At 66.0% G+C, this 16158-nt stretch carries 11 protein-coding genes; 4 read left to right on the plus strand and 7 right to left on the minus strand.

What is annotated here, in order from left to right; all coding sequences use genetic code 11:
- Nucleotides 1-6: 6 nt before the first annotated feature.
- Entirely contained in the window at nt 7-2028 is a 2022-nt protein-coding gene (locus ACI48D_RS18340) for a primosomal protein N' (RefSeq protein WP_435572679.1), read from the minus strand.
- A gap of 540 nt (nt 2029-2568) precedes the next feature.
- Complete coding sequence (hemE, locus tag ACI48D_RS18345; RefSeq protein ID WP_435572680.1) at nt 2569-3648, minus strand: uroporphyrinogen decarboxylase; 1080 nt, start codon at nt 3646-3648, stop codon at nt 2569-2571.
- A 142-nt stretch (nt 3649-3790) separates the two neighbouring features.
- On the opposite strand from hemE, the gene ACI48D_RS18350 reads away from it, so the two are divergent.
- The 4 genes from ACI48D_RS18350 to ACI48D_RS18365 all read left to right on the plus strand — a co-directional run bounded on the left by ACI48D_RS18350 (nt 3791) and on the right by ACI48D_RS18365 (nt 12864).
- The gene (locus ACI48D_RS18350; protein ID WP_435572681.1) at nt 3791-5728 is read left to right on the plus strand and encodes a prolyl oligopeptidase family serine peptidase; all 1938 of its coding nucleotides are present in this window, start codon (nt 3791-3793) and stop codon (nt 5726-5728) included.
- A complete protein-coding gene (locus ACI48D_RS18355) occupies nt 5725-9888 on the plus strand; it encodes a DEAD/DEAH box helicase (RefSeq protein WP_435572682.1) in 4164 nt (1387 codons plus the stop codon). Before ACI48D_RS18350 ends, ACI48D_RS18355 begins: the two co-directional genes overlap by 4 nt.
- An 83-nt stretch (nt 9889-9971) precedes the next feature.
- Complete coding sequence (locus ACI48D_RS18360) at nt 9972-11969, plus strand: DUF885 domain-containing protein (RefSeq protein ID WP_435572683.1); 1998 nt, start codon at nt 9972-9974, stop codon at nt 11967-11969.
- An 88-nt stretch (nt 11970-12057) separates the two neighbouring features.
- A complete protein-coding gene (locus ACI48D_RS18365; protein WP_435572684.1) occupies nt 12058-12864 on the plus strand; it encodes a CsgG/HfaB family protein in 807 nt (268 codons plus the stop codon).
- A gap of 1 nt (nt 12865) precedes the next feature.
- On the opposite strand, the gene ACI48D_RS18370 is transcribed toward ACI48D_RS18365, so the two are convergent.
- The 5 genes from ACI48D_RS18370 to ACI48D_RS18390 form a co-directional block, all read right to left on the minus strand.
- The gene (locus ACI48D_RS18370) at nt 12866-13963 is read right to left on the minus strand and encodes a fumarylacetoacetate hydrolase family protein (RefSeq protein WP_435572685.1); all 1098 of its coding nucleotides are present in this window, start codon (nt 13961-13963) and stop codon (nt 12866-12868) included.
- Nucleotides 13964-14144: 181 nt separating this feature from the next.
- Nucleotides 14145-14897 (minus strand): twin-arginine translocase subunit TatC, encoded by a 753-nt coding sequence (tatC, locus tag ACI48D_RS18375; protein WP_435572686.1) that lies wholly within the window; start codon nt 14895-14897, stop codon nt 14145-14147.
- Entirely contained in the window at nt 14898-15404 is a 507-nt protein-coding gene (gene tatB / locus ACI48D_RS18380) for a Sec-independent protein translocase protein TatB (protein ID WP_435572687.1), read from the minus strand.
- Nucleotides 15405-15420: 16 nt separating this feature from the next.
- The gene (gene tatA / locus ACI48D_RS18385) at nt 15421-15657 is read right to left on the minus strand and encodes a Sec-independent protein translocase subunit TatA (protein WP_435572688.1); all 237 of its coding nucleotides are present in this window, start codon (nt 15655-15657) and stop codon (nt 15421-15423) included.
- 100 nt (nt 15658-15757) lie between these two features.
- Complete coding sequence (locus tag ACI48D_RS18390; RefSeq protein ID WP_435572689.1) at nt 15758-16132, minus strand: histidine triad nucleotide-binding protein; 375 nt, start codon at nt 16130-16132, stop codon at nt 15758-15760.
- Between the last annotated feature and the right edge of the window lie 26 nt (nt 16133-16158).

Here is a 16158-nt window from a genome sequence, read left to right on the forward strand (position 1 = left end):
TCGGTATCAGATATCGAGCGGATCGACCTCAAGCGACCAGCGCACCCGCGACTTCATCGCGCGCAAGGCATCGACCCAGACGGTCAGGAAGGCCTGCAGGGCCGGGCGTGAATTCGATTCGACCAGCAGCTGGGCACGGTCGACATTGTGCACCCGCGTCATGGTCATGGGAATGGGATCGTTGAGGACGACCGCATCGGGCTGCAACTGAGCGGTCGGCACCATGTCCCGCGCCTGTTCCAGGAAGGCGATGGCAGTGGCCAGTTCCGGCGCCTCGGCGCGCAACAGGGCCTGGTACATATAGGGCGGCAGCGCGGCCTGGTGGCGTTCTTCCAGCAAGCTGCCGGCAAAACGGTCGTAGTCGTGCCGCATCACCGCGCCGTACAGCGGGTGCTGGCAGTAGCGCGACTGGATCAGCACTTCGGATTCCAGTCCGGCGCGCCCAGCCCGTCCCGCCACCTGCATCAACTGGGCGAACAGGCGCTCGCTGGCCCGATAATCCTGCGAGAACAGGGCCGTGTCCGGATTCAGCACGCCCACCAGGGTCAGGTTCTTGAAGTCGTGGCCCTTGGCGACCATCTGCGTGCCGATCAGGATATCGACGTCGCCGCGGTGCACGGTGTCGAAAGCGGCCTGGGCACTGCCCTTGCGGCGCGTGGAATCGGCGTCGATGCGCAGCACGCGCGCCTCCGGGAACAGCGACTGCAAGCCTTCCTCGATGCGCTGGGTGCCGCGCCCGAGCGGCTGCAGGTCGATGTTGCCGCAGGTCGGGCAGGAATGCGGAATCCGCAGCTCCAGCGAGCAGTGGTGGCAGCGCAGCCGGTGCTCGGGCCGGTGCAGGACCATGAAGGCGGTGCAGCGGGTGCAGTTGCTGATCCAGCCGCAGGCGTCGCAGGACAGCACCGGCGCATAGCCGCGCCGGTTCAGGAACAGCAGCGACTGTTCGCCGCGCTCCATCCGGTAGCGCAGCGCCGCGATCAGGGCCGAAGTCAATCCCTCCTTCGGCTTGTCCTTTTCCATGTCGACCAGTTTGACGCGCGGCAGTACGGCATCCTTCACGGCGCGCTCGCGCAGTTCCAGCTTGCGGTAACGGCCCGTCTGCGCGTGGTGCCAGCTCTCCAGCGAGGGCGTGGCCGAGCCCAGCACGATCGGAATGCCGAGCTGGTGGGCGCGCCACACGGCCAGGTCGCGCGCCGAATAGCGCAGGCCTTCCTGCTGCTTGTACGAGGGGTCGTGCTCCTCGTCGATCACGATCAGTTTCAAATGCGGCAGCGAAGCCAGGATCGCCAGCCGGGTGCCGAGCACGATGCGCGCGCGGCCCTGGTGCGCGGCCAGCCAGTGCAGCATGCGCTCGCCCTCGGACAGGCTGCTGTGCAGGGTCGCCAGCATCACGCCCGGAAAACGCGCGCGGATGTTCGCTTCGAGCTGCGGGGTCAGGTTGATTTCCGGGACCAGGATCAGGATCTGGGCCTCCGCCTCGCGCGCCAGCACCTGGGCGCAGGCCTGCAGGTAGACCTCGGTCTTGCCGCTGCCGGTCACGCCGTACAGCAGCAGCGGGGTGAAGCCTTGCGCCTGGCCGATGGCGTCGGCGGCCTGCTGCTGGGCGCCATTCAATACCGGCATCGCGACCGGGGCCGGGTCGTGCGACTCGTCGAGCTTGGCCAGCTTCTTGAGGGCACGGTCCAGCGCCACCGTGCTGCCCAGGCGCAGGTTTTTCGGCAGGCCCGGCAGCGCCACCTCGCCGAGCGGCCGGTGGTAATAGTCGGCGGCAAAACGCGCCAGCGCCAGCCATTGTCCGGACAGCGGCGGCAACTGGCTGCGCACCGCCAGCGCATCCTTGAGCTTGTCCAGCGGAACCTCGGTCTGGTGCTTGACGGCGACGATCACGCCAACGGCTTCGCGCCGCCCGAAGTTGACCAGCGCAAGTTGCCCGACCGCAGGCTCGCTGCCGGGCTCACATTCCCAGCGGTAGTCGAACACGCTGTCGAGCGGCGTGTCGAGCGCGATTTGTAAGATGCAATACGGCAAACCGGACCTTTACGGGAGAGCTGTGGAGAACTGTGGAAAACTTTGTGGAAAATGGAAAACTTGACCGGGACAAAGGTTTACGTTAGCTCAAAGCACTTAGCAATTCCCTAAGTTCACAAAAAATTTTCTCTTTTAAATTCAGGCACTTGCCTGTTCGACCTTCCTGATCCCGAAATTCGGCATCGCTCGGCCGCTTCTGTGCATAACTGGGCATTTCCGGTGAAGAACTCAAGCGCAGTGCAACATAAACTTGATGCAACACTTGAGGAAATCGCGTAAACCCCGGTAAACCAAGCACTTTTCGACATTATTCACAGAAGCTGTGCATAACTTTGTGAACAATGTGCTGCCAACGTGGGCAAGCCGCCGCCGGACCAATGAACAGCCTTCCTGCGCGCTCCGTCACGCCGGCACGAAACTCAATAGAATCAATTACTTATATAAACAAACCCAGTACTGTACATTTCCACAGGCTGGACCGAGCGTGTTCACGGTTTTGTGAATAAGTGTGAGGATGGTGCGCTTTGGCAGCAGCCGGGTTCAGGCGCGCTGGCGGCGGCTAAAGTTGTGCACTGCCTCCACCATCGCCGTCACCGACTCCGGCGGGGTGAATTGCGAGATGCCGTGGCCCAGGTTGAACACGTGGCCGTGGCCGGCCGCCGGGGTGCCGTAGCTGCCCAGCGCCTTTTCCACTTCCGCACGGATCTGGTCCGGGCCGGCCATCAGGACCGCCGGGTCGAGGTTGCCCTGCAGGGCGACGCGGTCGCCGACCAGGGCGCGGGCGCGGCCCAGGTTCACGGTCCAGTCCAGACCGAGCGCGTCGGCGCCGATGTCCGCCATCTCGTCCAGCCACAGGCCGCCGCCCTTGGTGAAGACGATCGCCGGAATGCGCACGCCATCCTTTTCACGCTGCAGACCGGCCACGATCTTGCGCATGTAAGCCAGCGAGAACGCCTGGTAGGCGCCGTCGGCCAGCGCCCCGCCCCAGGAATCGAAGATCATCACGGCCTGGGCGCCGGCGTCGATCTGGGCGTTCAGGTACTGGATCACGGCCTGCGCGGTCACGTCCAGGATGCGGTGCATCAGGTCGGGGCGCGCGTACAGCATCTTCTTGATCGTGTGGAACTCGCGCGAGCCGCCGCCTTCGACCATGTAGCAGGCCAGGGTCCAGGGGCTGCCGGAAAAGCCGATCAACGGCACGCGGCCGTTCAGGGCGGTGCGGATCTGGGTCACGGCGTCGAACACGTACGAAAGCAGCGCCATGTCCGGCACCTGCAGTTTGGCGACGTCTGCCTCGGTGCGCACGGTGCGCTCGAATTTCGGGCCTTCGCCATCCTCGAAATACAGGCCCAGGCCCATCGCGTCCGGCACCGTCAGGATGTCCGAGAACAGGATCGAGGCATCCAGCGGATAGCGGTCGATCGGCTGCAGCGTCACTTCGGTGGCGTAATCCGGATTCTTGGCCAGGCCCAGGAAGGAGCCGGCGCGCGCGCGCGTGGCACGGTATTCCGGCAGGTAGCGCCCCGCCTGGCGCATCAGCCACACCGGCGTGTAGTCGGTCGGCTGGCGCAGCAGCGCACGCAGGAAGGTGTCGTTCTGGAGCGGGGCGAATTGTGGCATGGGTGGCAACCTGATCAAAGAATAGGCACCCGGCGCGCGGGCAAACCTCTATTATCGCACTACTGGCCCATCCGTACGCATCCTTCGTGACGGCTGAATGCGCACTTATAATGGGCATCCATCCCTTGCCAGGACCGATCCCATGCCAGACCAATCCCGCAAGCAGGCCGCCCCCTGTGGCGCCTGGACCTCACCGATCACTGCCGCCCTGGTGGCCGCCGGCTCGACGCCGCTGTCCGGCGTGCTGCTGGACGGCGCCGACCTCTACTGGCTGGCCGGCCGCGCCAGCGAAGGCGGCCGCACGACCCTGCTGCGCCAGCGCGACGGCCACATCGACGAACTCACGCCGGCGCCCTTCAACGTGCGCACCCGCGTGCACGAGTACGGCGGTGGCGCGGCACTGGCCGCGGGCGGGACAGTGTGGTTCTCGCATTTCGCCGACAACCGTATTTACCGTGTCGAAGGTGACAGAGAGCCGCAGCCGCTCAGCGCCGGCGGCGATCTGCGCTATGCCGACTTCGTGCTGGATGCCACGCGCCGGCGCCTGGTCGGCGTGCGCGAAGACCATTCGGCCGGCGCGACCTACCCGGTCAACACGATCTGCGCGATCGGTTTCGACGGCCTTGAAATGGTGCTGGTCGACGGCAACGACTTTTATTCGTCCCCGCGCCTGTCGCCCGACGGCAGACAGCTCGCCTGGCTGAGCTGGGACCATCCGCGCATGCCCTGGCAAGGTACCGAACTGTGGCTGGCCGACGTCGCCGCGGACGGCACCCTGATGAATGGCCGCCTGATCGCCGGCGGAGAGCATGAAGCCATCGTGCAGCCGGAATGGTCGCCGGGCGGGACCCTGCACTTCGCGTCCGACCGCAGCGGCTGGTGGAACCTGCACCGCTACGACCACGGCGTGGTGCATCCGATCTGCCCGCGCGAGGCCGAATTCGGCGGTCCGCACTGGGTCTTCGGCAATAGCATGTATGGCTTCCGCTCCGACAGCGAGATCGTCTGCACTTATATCGAAGCTGGCGTCAGCCGTCTGGCGCGCCTGGACACGAACAACGGGCTGCTGACCGCCATCGACAACCCCTACCAGGAGATCCGCGAGCTGCGCGTGGCCGGCGACACCCTGGTCCTGCTGGCCGGCGCGCCGACCATCGCGGCAGAGGTAGCGCGCATCGACCTGGCCAGCGGCCGCAGGGAAGTGCTGGCGCGCTCGATCGAGCAGCTGCCGGAGGTCGGCTATTTGTCGGTGCCGCAATCGATCGGCTACCCGAGTGCAAACGGACGCACGGCCTACGCCTTCTATTACCCGCCGACGAATGCCGACCACGAGCCGCTGCCGGGCGAGCTGCCGCCGCTGATGGTGATCGGCCACGGCGGCCCGACCAGCATGGCCAGCAGCACGCTGAAGCTGGCGACCCAGTTCTGGACCAGCCGCGGCATCGCCGTGCTGGACGTGAACTACGGCGGCAGCACCGGCTTCGGACGCACCTACCGCGACCTGCTGAAGGAACAGTGGGGCGTGGTCGACGTCGAGGATTGCGTGGCCGGCGCACGCTACCTGGCCGACCAGGGCCTGGTCGACCGCGAGCGCCTGGTGATCCGCGGCGGCAGCGCCGGTGGCCTGACCACGCTGTGCGCCCTCGCCTTCCACGACGTGTTCAAGGCCGGCGCCAGCTACTACGGCGTGTCCGACCTGAAGGGCCTGGACGCCGATTCGCACAAGTTCGAGTCGCACTACAACGAATACCTGATCGCGCCGAAAGAGCGTGCGGATGCCGTGTATGCGGAACGCTCGCCGATCAACCATACCGAAAAACTGCGCCGCCCGATGATCTTCTTCCAGGGCCTGGACGACAAGGTGGTGCCGCCGCCGCAGTCCGAGGTGATGGTCGAGGCCCTGCGCCGGCGCGCCGTGCCGGTAGCCTACCTGACGCTCGAAGGCGAAGGCCACGGCTTCCGCAAGGCGGACAGCATCGTGCGCACGCTCGAAGCGGAGCTGGTTTTTTATCTACGTGTATTCGGCATTCCGGTGCCAGGCGATCTGCCTGCAGTCGAGATCGAGAACCTGGCGGCATGACCCGGTTGGTGAATGCGGAGGTACTCGGCGCGATCTTCGAAGCGTGCAATGAGAAGCGCAAGCTGATCCTGGCGCTGCTGGCCCTGTCCGGCGAGCCGATGGGACGGCGGCGCATCCACGAGCACCTTGCGCCGCTCGGCGAAAGCGCCGTGGAAGACGACCTGGCCGACGACCTGGAAGCGCTGCGTGCGGACGGCCTGATCGCCGAGCTGCCCTCGCGCGGCTACGTCGTCACGCCCGACCTGGCATGGCCGGCGACGGCCTGGACCCTGCGCGGACGGCGCCTGAACGAACTGCGCGAGGTCTACCAGACCGTGACGCCGCTGCGCCTCGACTGGCAGGGCACGCCGATGCTGCGCAGCTACCGCCAGGGCGTGGCGCTGCTGCGCATGGCCCTGCTGGCCGGGGAAGGACCGAAGACCATCGCGCCGCTGCTGGCGGCCTGCCTGCGCTGCCATGAGGCGGCCTACCTGCATCCGCTGGTCGACATCTGCGCCCGTCCCTTCGAGCCGGAACTCATCGAGCGCATCAACGGCGCGGTGCGCGACGAGGTGCTGGCGGTGCTGGTCAACCACGTCCAGCGCGAACCGGCCAGCGCGCCGCAGGTACGTGCCTACGCCGAGGAACACGTGGCCCAGGGCGGCGCCTCGATGGCGCTGCGCACCGCGCTGGCCGAGCACCTGATCCTGTGCGGCCGCCTGGACGCCGCCGGCGACTTGCTGCACGAGCTCGACGAATCCGCGACCCTGTACTACCGCAGCGTGCTGCTGCTGCTGCGCGGCGATACCATGGATGCCCTGGCCGGCTTCGACAAGGCCTTGAAGGCGCTGCGCAAGGAAACCGGCAAGCGCAAGGCCATCTTCGAGGGCATTGGCGGCCACCTGTACATCACCGCCCTGCTGCGCAGCAGCGACCCGAAGCACGCCAAGGCGCTCGACGCCTACCTCGATTCCGCCACCCGCGCCGTGCAGAGCCACGACACCGCCGTCTACCAGCAGCTGTCGATGCTGCGCCAGATCCGCAGCGGCACCGTCGACGCTGAGGTGCTCCCTTCGCGCAACTGGGAGACCGCGCTGCAGCCGGTCATGTTCCGTGCCCTGCTCCACTGGTGGCTCGGGATGCCGCAGCTGGCCGAGCGCAAGGCCTTCCTGGAGCAGCAGATGGAGACGGCCGAAGCGGCCGGCTTCGACTTCATCGCGGCGCAGATCGCTTCCGTGCTGGGCCAGCTCGGCATGGTCGGTATCGAGCAGCGTGCGATCGCCCTGCGCCAGCGCCACCGATTCACCGACATGGCGCTCTGGTTCGAGCGCGAGCAGCCCTGGGAGCGCCAGCTCAATGCCCTGATCAACCTGCAGCCGGCCGTCAACGTCGAGGTGGTGAAGGAATCGCGCCTGGCCTGGCTGCTGAGCTGGGACCCGCACCTGGGCGTGCGCGCGCTCGAACCGCGCGAGCAGAAGCGCGACGCGCAGGGCGGCTGGACCCGCGGGCGTCCGCTCGGCCTGAAACGACTGGCCGAGGAAGCGGCCGAACTCGACTTCCTGAGCGCGCAGGACGTGCAGGTGGCCAGCACCATCGGCGCCTACCGCTACTACAGCGGCACCGGCATGCGCTACGAGTTCGACCTCGACAAGGCGGTGGCGCTGCTCGCCGGCCACCCGCTGCTGTTCTGGATGGATTCGCCCGGCACCCGCATCGAACTCCTGCCCGGCGAGCCCCAGCTGATGGTGCGCGCCGGCGGCGGCAAGGTCACCATCTCGCTGAATCCGCCGATGCGCGAGCAGCAGGGCGACGTCGTGGTGACGAAGGAGACGCCGAACCGGCTGCGCATCGTGCGCATCAAGGACGAGCACAAGCGCATCGGCGCCATCGTCGGCGACGGGCTGGAAGTGCCTTTGGCGGCGGAAAAGCGCGTGCTGCAGGCGATCAGCGCGATCTCCTCGATCGTGACGGTGCAGTCGGACATCGGCGGCAGCCCGGCCGACATCGAGCAGGTGGCGGCCGACATGCGCCTGCACCTGCACCTGCTGCCCTACCAGCAGGGCCTGCGCGTACGCGTGCTGGTGCGTCCCTTGCCGGATGCCGGGCCCTACCTGCGCCCCGGCGACGGCGCGGAGAGCATCATCGCGGACGTGAACGGCGTGCGCATGGAAGCGCAGCGTAACCTGAATGCCGAGCGCGAGGCCGAGCGCCAGCTGCTGGCCGATTGCAAGGCGCTCGAAAACGCCGAGGACGAGCACGGCGAATGGCTGCTGGGCCAGCCCTTCCACTGCCTGGAGCTGCTGACCGAGCTGCAGGAGCTTCCCGCGTCGCGGGTCGTGGTCGGCTGGCCGGAAGGCGAATCGTTCCGCATCACGAAGAAGGTGTCGTCGAAGTCGGTGCGCCTGACCATCCGGCGCGACAAGGACTGGTTCGCCGCCAACGGCGAGATCCAGGTCGACGAGAACAAGGTGATGGACTTGCGCGAACTGCTCGGACGCCTGCGCGAGGACCGTTTTATCGCCCTGGGCGACAACCAGTTCCTGGCGCTGACCGACGAGCTGCACCGCAGGTTGACGGACCTGTCGGCCTATACCGATGCGGACGACGAGGCCTTGCGCTTCCATCCGCTGGCCAGCTTCGCGCTGGAAGAGATGGCACTGGACGCCGGCGAAGTCGATGCCGATGCGGCCTGGCGCAAGCACCTGCAGCACATGGCGGCGAACGCCGACTACCGGCCGCAGCTGCCGACCACGCTGCAGGCCGAGCTGCGCGACTACCAGGTCGAGGGCTTCGAATGGCTGTCCCGCCTGGCGCACTGGGGCGTCGGCGCCTGCCTGGCCGACGACATGGGCTTGGGTAAGACCCTGCAGGCGCTGGCCCTGATCCTGTCGCGCGCCCCCGGCGGCCCGACCCTGGTGGTGGCGCCGACCTCGGTCGCCACCAATTGGATGGCCGAGGCCGAGCGCTTTGCCCCCACCCTCAACATGAAGCTGTTCGGTCCGGGCAAGCGCGAGGCGATGCTGAAGGATGCCGGCCCGTTCGACGTCGTCGTCGTCAGCTACGGCCTGCTGCAACTGGAAGCGGAACTGTTCAAGGACGTGCGCTGGCACACCATCGTGCTGGACGAGGCGCAGGCGATCAAGAACGCGCACACGCGCCGCTCGCAGGCCGTCATGGCCCTGCGCGGCGACTTCCGCATGGCCGCCACCGGCACCCCGCTGGAAAACCACCTGGGCGAATTGTGGAACCTGTTCAGGTTCATCAACCCGGGCCTGCTCGGCACCAGCGACCAGTTCAACCTGCGCTTCGCCGGTCCGATCGAAAAGGCAAGCGACAAGCGCGCCGAGCTGGCCGCGCGCACGCGCCTGCGGCGCCTGACGCAGCCTTTCATTTTGCGCAGAACCAAGGCCCAGGTGCTGTCCGAACTGCCGCCGCGCACCGAGATCGTGCTGCCGGTGGAGCTGAGCCAGGAAGAGACGGCGCTGTACGAATCGCTGCGCCGCGACGCGCTGGAACGCATCGCGAGCCTGGAGGCACCGCAGAGCCAGAAGCAGATCCAGATCCTGGCCGAGATGATGAAGCTGCGCCGCGCCTGCTGTAATCCGCAGCTGGTGGCGCCCGACAGCGGCATCCGCAGCAGCAAGCTGGAAGCCTTCGCGCGCCTGGTCGAGGAGCTGCTCGAAAACCGCCACAAGGCGCTGGTGTTCAGCCAGTTCGTCGATCACCTGAGCCTATTGCGCCGCCACCTGGACGAGCGCGGCATCCGCTACCAGTACCTGGACGGCTCGACCCCGATGCAGGAACGCAAGCGCCGCGTGGACGCCTTCCAGGCCGGCGACGGCGATTTGTTCCTGATTTCGCTGAAGGCCGGCGGGGTCGGCATCAACCTGACCGCGGCCGACTATGTGATCCACATGGACCCGTGGTGGAACCCGGCGGTCGAAGACCAGGCCTCGGACCGCGCCCACCGCATGGGCCAGCAGCGGCCCGTGACCATCTATCGCCTGGTGGCGCGGCATACGATCGAGGAAGGCATCGTCGACCTGCACCGCCACAAGCGCGACCTGGCCGACAGCCTGCTGGAGGGCAGCGACGTGTCGGCGCGCATGTCCCCGAACGACATGCTGGCCATGCTGCAGGCCGGCCTGGCGGGCGGACGTCCGCTACCGCTCGATACGTGACGTATTGTTTCAAGTTTCCGCAAAGGCTGGGATTGGTGCTAATCTGGCGCCCGCCATTTTTTTAATCAGGCAGACAGATCACGATGATGAAAACGAAACTCGCGCCGCAACTTGCTCTTGCGGTCCTGCTCACCAGCTTCGTCCTGGCGCCGGCCGCTGCGCGCACCAGCAAGACGGCCGGGCCGAAGCACACCAGCAGCGCCAAGGCCAAGCCGTCGTCGACAGCGAAGGACTCGGGCAGACACGCGTCGAAGTCCGCCAAGGCCGACAGCAAATCCGCCAAGCGTAAAGGCAAGGCGGCAGCCCTTGCCGCTCCGGCCGCCGCCGCCGCCGCCGCTGCCGTAGCCGCCGCGCCCGCACCGGCGCAGTTGACCGCTTCCGCGCCGGTTTCCGCAGCGGCCTCGCAGAACCGCAACGACCGTTTCATGGACTCGCAGTCGATGCAGTTCCTGACCGCGCTGTGGCGCATCGATCCGGAAGGCGCGATTTACGTCGGCAAGTTCGACGCCGCCGCCAAGCTGACCATCCCCGACGCCGCGACCCGCGCCAGGCAGCTGGCCTTCATCGACGAGTGGCTGGGCAAGTTCCGCAAGCTGAACGCGGACAAGCTCTCGCCCAACCAGCGCACCGACCTCGCGGTCCTGATCAACAAGCTGCAGGAAGACCGCTGGCAGCTGACGGTGCTGCGCGACTTCGAATGGAACCCGGCCCAGTACAACGTGGCCCAGCCGCTCGACCTGATCCTGAACACCGAGTATGCGGCCAAGCCGCAGCGCCTACGCACCATCCTCAAGCGCCTGGCCGACGTGCCGGCCTACTACCAGGCGGCGCAGTCCTCGATCGTGAACCCGACCCGCGAGCACACCCGGCTCGCGATCTCGCAGGCGCCGGGCACGCTGGTGGTGCTGGCCGACCTCGGCAAGGCGGCGCAGGAGTCAAGCCAGCTGACGCTGCAGGAAAAGGCGATCTTCGCCCAGCGCATCGCCAACGCCGGCAGCGCGGTGCTGGCCTGGGTCGACTACCTGGGCGACCTCGATAAATCGCAGGAGCAGATGCGGCATGCGCGCTCGTTCCGCATCGGCAAGGAGCTGTACGAACAGAAGTTCGCCTTCGAGATCCAGTCCGCCAGCACGGCCGAGCAGACCTACCGCAAGGCCCTGGCCGCGCGCGAAGAACTCCTGACCCGCATGGACGGCCTGGCCGACCAGTTGTGGGCCCAGACCATGGGTAATGCATCGAAGCCGAACGACCGCTTCCAAAAGATCGGCATGGTGATCGACAAGCTCTCGCTGCAGCACGTCACCCCCGCCGAGTTCCTGCCCGAGATCCGGCGCCAGATCCCGCAATTGCAGGACTGGGTCGTCAAGAACAACCTGGTGACGATCGACCCGAGCAAACCGCTGGTGGTGCGCGAGACTCCGCTGTACCAGCGCGGCGTGGCCGGCGCCAGCATCGACGCCCCGGGCCCGTACCGCCCGAAGGACAAGACCTATTACAACGTGACGCCGCTGGACGGCCTCACGCCGGCCCAGGCCGAGAGCAGCCTGCGCGAGTACAACAACTGGATGCTGCAGATCCTGAACATCCACGAGGCGATCCCCGGCCATTACACCCAGCTGATGAACGCCAACCGTTCGCCCTCGCTGGTCAAGACCCTGTTCGGGAACGGCGCCATGATCGAAGGCTGGGCCGTGTATGGCGAGCGCATGATGCTCGACTCCGGCTATGGCAACAATGCCCCGGAACTGTGGCTGATGTGGTGCAAGTGGAACCTGCGCAGCGTCTCCAACACCATCCTCGACTACAGCGTGCACGTGCTCGGCATGACGCGCGAGCAGGCCATGGACCTGCTGGTGCGCCAGGCCTTCCAGACTCCGCAGGAAGCGGCCGAGAAGTGGCGCCGCGTGCAGCTGTCATCGGTGCAGCTGACCAGCTACTTCAGCGGCTACAGCGACATCATGGAACTGCGCGAGCGCCGCAAGCAGCAGCTGGGCGAACGCTTCAACCTGAAGGAGTTCCACGACCAGTTCCTCGGCTACGGCAATGCGCCGGTGCGGATCATCGGACAGTTGATGCAGTAATTTTGCCCGCTGCTTGAGGACAGACAAGCAGGCACGGCCGGCAGGACCTTAGGATGGCGCGGTTTCCCGTCCATCGCAAAGGATCCCCATGAAGGTTTCATACCGTCCGGCCTGCCTGTTGATTCCCCTGCTGCTGTCCCTGGCGGCCTGCTCCACTTCCCCCAGCATCGGTGCCTCGGGCGCCAAGACCGTCGCCACCGGGGCGGCCGGTGGCGCGAATGCGGTCGACGCCAACAGCCGGCTCGAACGCTGCGACCGCTCGCTGGGCACGCTGGCGATCGTCGAGGAGTCCAACCAACCCTGGGTCAGCCAGCTGACCGCGCAATATCGTACGCAGAGCACGGTGCCGCTGCTGCGCATGATCATCCAGCAGTCGAACTGCTTCGTGATCGTTGAACGCGGCCAGGCCATGCGCCAGATACAGGGCGAGCGCGAACTGATGCAGTCCGGCGAGCTGCGCAAAACCAGTCATATCGGCAAGGGCCAGATGGTGGCCGCCGACTACACGATGACGCCCTCGATCACCTTCAGCCAGAAGGGAAGCAGCGGCGTCAATGGCCTGCTGGGCGGGCGCATCGGCGCGGTGGCTTCGCTGATCGGCGGTTCGGCGAAGTCGAACGAAGCCTCGACCATGCTGCTGCTGACCGACAACCGTTCGGGCATCCAGCTGGCCGCGGCCGAGGGCAGCGCGCGCAACTGGGATATTGGTGGCATGGCCGGCTTCTTCCAGCATGGCTTCGCCGGCGCCAGCGGCTTCAGCAGCACTCCGGAAGGCAAGGTGCTGGCGGCGTCTTTCATGGATTCCTATAACCAGATGGTCAAGGCCGTGCGCGCCTACAAGGCCCAGTCCGTTGAAGGCGGGCTGGGCAATGGTGGCGTGTTGAAGACCAACTGAATCAGGCTTCGGCGCGGATCGTGTTGCGCATCACGCCGAGGCCCGTGATTTCGGTCTCGATGACGTCGCCGTTCTTCAGGAACTCGGGCGGTTTGCGCGCAAAGCCGACGCCCGAGGGCGTGCCGGTGGCGATGATGTCGCCCGCCTCGAGCGTCAGGCCGCGCGACAGCTCGGCGATGATGCGCGGGATCTTGAAGTACATCTGCTTGTAGCTGGCGTTCTGCTTTTCGACGCCGTTCACGCGGCAGATCACGCGCAGGTCGTCGAGCTTGACGCCGGCCGCGGTGACGATCCAGGGCCCCATCGGCCCGTGACCGTCCAGGCTCTTGCCCTTGAACCACTGGCCCCCATGCATCTTCTGCTGGGCCTCGCGCACCGTGGTGTCGTTGTAGGGCGCGTAGCCGAACACGTAATCCATCGCCCGCTCTTCCGGAATGTTGCGCCCGGTCTGGCCGATGATGACAGCCAGTTCCGCTTCCCAGTCGGTGGTGTTCGAATAGCTGGGGTCATGCGGGATCGGGGCGAACGGCCCGTTCATCGTATGCGTGCCCTTGGTGAAGAACACCGGGTGATCCGGCAGCTTTTCGGTCGACTTGTCGAAGCGGGCCTGCTTGCCCTCCTCGAAGTGGTCGAGGTAGTTCCAGCCGACGCAGTAGATGTTGCGGTCGGGCCGCGGAATCGGCGACATGAAGCGGGCACTGTCGACGGACAGCAGCGAGGCCGGCTTGCCGAGCGCGTGCTCGACCAGTCCGCGCACCTGTTCGAGGCCGGCATTGCCGCTCTTGATCAGCGCGAGCATCGACGAGGCATCGAAGGGCAGCGCGCGCTTCTGGCGCTTTGCTTCGGCCTGCAAGTCGATCATCTTGCCGTTGTCGAGGACCGCCACCACCGTCGGCGCAGCGCCGGATGCGAGCGTGCAGGTGGCGAGCCGCATGCCGATCCTGCCGGCCAGCGGAGGGACAGACAATGCAGGTGCTGCGGGAGTGGTCTGGGTCTGGGTCTGGGTCTGGGCCTGGGCCTGGGCCTGGGTGGCTGCGAGGAGGCTACCCACAGCTGCGGATGCGCCGGCTTTCAGCAGGTTGCGACGGTTTGAATCCATTTGAACGTCTCCTTGTCGTTATGGCAAAACTCATCTCACCCCATTCTAGCTGCGCTGTTTCCTGCACTGGAGAAAATGTTGCATAAAAATAACAATAGCTATCTGCTGGTCTGCATCAGGTACAAAATGAAAAACGGCGCCCGAGGGCGCCGTTTTCGCTGAACCATGTGCCGGACCGGAATTAGGCGTGCTCTTCCGGGGCACGGGTGACGCGCACGAACACCGGCGCCAGCAGCAGGCCGAGCTCGAACAGCAGGCACATCGGAATCGCCAGGGCCAGCTGGCTGACCGCGTCCGGCGGGGTGACGACGGCGGCGATCACGAAGGCGCCGACGATGACGTAGGGGCGCACCGACTTCAGCTTCTCGACGGTAATGAAACCCATCCGCACCAGGATCACGACCACCACCGGCACCTCGAAGGTGGCGCCGAAGGCCAGGCACATCGAGATCACGAAATCGAGGTAGTTCTCGATGTCGGGCATGACCGCGATCGAGCTGGGCGCGAAGTTGGCGATGAAGTGGAACACCCGTCCGAACACGAGGAAGTAGCAGAACGCGACGCCGGCAATGAACAGCAGCGAGGACGAAATCACCAGCGGCAGCACCAGCCGCTTCTCGTGCGCGTACAGGCCGGGCGCGATGAAGGCCCAGGCCTGGTAGAACACCCAAGGCAGCGCGAGGATCAGCGCCAGCACCAGGGTCACCTTCATCGGCACCAGGAAGGGCGCGCTGACGCCGGTGGCGATCATCTTGGCGCCGGGCGGCAGCGAGGCCAGCATGGGGGCGGCCAGGAAATCGTAGATGCGATCCGGCCCCGGCCACAGCATCAGGACGACGCAGGCGATGGCGATCCCGATCACGGCCCGGACCAGGCGGTCGCGCAATTCGACCAGGTGCGAAATAAAAGTTTCGCCTGCAGCTTCGTCAGTCATCTAGAAAAAGGAAGTGTTGGACTTGGCGCCGGGGCGGAACTTGCGCACGCGCGCCGCACCCGACAGCACATGGTGGCGGCTGCCGTGGCGATTCTTGTACCAGGCGGGAACGCTGGAGGTCTTGACCAGCTTCTTGCGGCGGAATTCGCGCGCCTTGCGCTCGATGTCGTCCGGGGTGACCGGCGGCGACGATGCCACGCTGTCGCCGCGCCAGGCGGATTCGACCTCGCCGAGATGGGAAGAAACCGTGTTCTCGACCTCGGAGCCGAAGCTCTCGACCTCGGTCTTGAAGCTGTGCGCGGTCTCCTGCACTTCCTTGTGCAGGTTGCGCAGCTCTTCCATTTCGATCTCGCGCGAAACTTCCGACTTCACCTCGTGCAGGTAGCGCTGGGCGCGGCCGTACAGCGTGCCGGCCATGCGCGCCACCTTGGGCAGGCGCTCGGGGCCGATCACGATCAGCGCGACCACACCGATGACGGCGAGTTTGGAAAGCCCGAGATCGATCATGGAGGATCAGTGTGGATCAGGAACGATTCTTTTCGCGCGTCTCGACGTCGATCGTGGTTGGGGACTTGTCGGCCACCTGCTGCTGCGGCGGCACATTTGCCTGGCGTTCTTCTTCGCCGCCCTTGACGCCGTCCTTGAAGCCTTTCACGGCCTTGCCCAGGTCGGAACCCGCGTTCTTCAGCTTGCCGGTACCGAATACCAGCACCACCACCACCAGCACGATCAGCCAGTGCCAAATACTCAACGAACCCATTGTTTTCTCCTTGCGGGCGCTTGCCCGAATTCGCATGAAGCTTACGCCCAGTATAAGCGATGCACAACTGGAATGGTTTCTTTCCCGGTCGGAAGCCCTTTTAAGTTCCGAGGCCGCGCCACGGACGTGGACCGCCGTACACATGCAGGTGCAGGTGGTACACCTCCTGGCCGCCGTCCGGACCGGAGTTGATCAGCGTCTTGTAACCGCCGCTGCGCTGGCCGTCGGGGCCCTGCTTGACGGAGATGCCATGTTCGGCCGCCAGCTTCGGTGCCAGCGCCAGCATCTTGCCGAGGACCGCCGCGTGCGCGTCCGTGCAATCGGACAGCGTGGCCACGTGCTGCTTCGGGATGATCAGCAGGTGGACCGGCGCGGCCGGGTTGATGTCCTTGAACGCGAGCAGTTCGTCGTCCTCGTACACCACGCCAGCCGGAATCTGCTTGGCAGCGATCTTGCAGAAGATGCAGTTGTCCATGTTCTCTCCAAAGAAGCTAGTTGGGC

The organism is Massilia sp. LXY-6, from assembly GCF_051233485.1.
In the GTDB taxonomy this organism is placed as follows: Bacteria; Pseudomonadota; Gammaproteobacteria; order Burkholderiales; family Burkholderiaceae_D; genus Telluria.

Coding starts and splice junctions, on each gene's coding strand:
- hemE (WP_435572680.1), bottom strand. CDS start 3,648: ATGCCACAATTCGCCCCGCTCCAGAACGACACCTTCCTGCGTGCGCTG.
- ACI48D_RS18350 (WP_435572681.1), top strand. CDS start 3,791: ATGCCAGACCAATCCCGCAAGCAGGCCGCCCCCTGTGGCGCCTGGACC.
- ACI48D_RS18355 (WP_435572682.1), top strand. CDS start 5,725: ATGACCCGGTTGGTGAATGCGGAGGTACTCGGCGCGATCTTCGAAGCG.
- ACI48D_RS18360 (WP_435572683.1), top strand. CDS start 9,972: ATGATGAAAACGAAACTCGCGCCGCAACTTGCTCTTGCGGTCCTGCTC.
- ACI48D_RS18365 (WP_435572684.1), top strand. CDS start 12,058: ATGAAGGTTTCATACCGTCCGGCCTGCCTGTTGATTCCCCTGCTGCTG.
- ACI48D_RS18370 (WP_435572685.1), bottom strand. CDS start 13,963: ATGGATTCAAACCGTCGCAACCTGCTGAAAGCCGGCGCATCCGCAGCT.
- tatC (WP_435572686.1), bottom strand. CDS start 14,897: ATGACTGACGAAGCTGCAGGCGAAACTTTTATTTCGCACCTGGTCGAA.
- tatB (WP_435572687.1), bottom strand. CDS start 15,404: ATGATCGATCTCGGGCTTTCCAAACTCGCCGTCATCGGTGTGGTCGCG.
- tatA (WP_435572688.1), bottom strand. CDS start 15,657: ATGGGTTCGTTGAGTATTTGGCACTGGCTGATCGTGCTGGTGGTGGTG.
- ACI48D_RS18390 (WP_435572689.1), bottom strand. CDS start 16,132: ATGGACAACTGCATCTTCTGCAAGATCGCTGCCAAGCAGATTCCGGCT.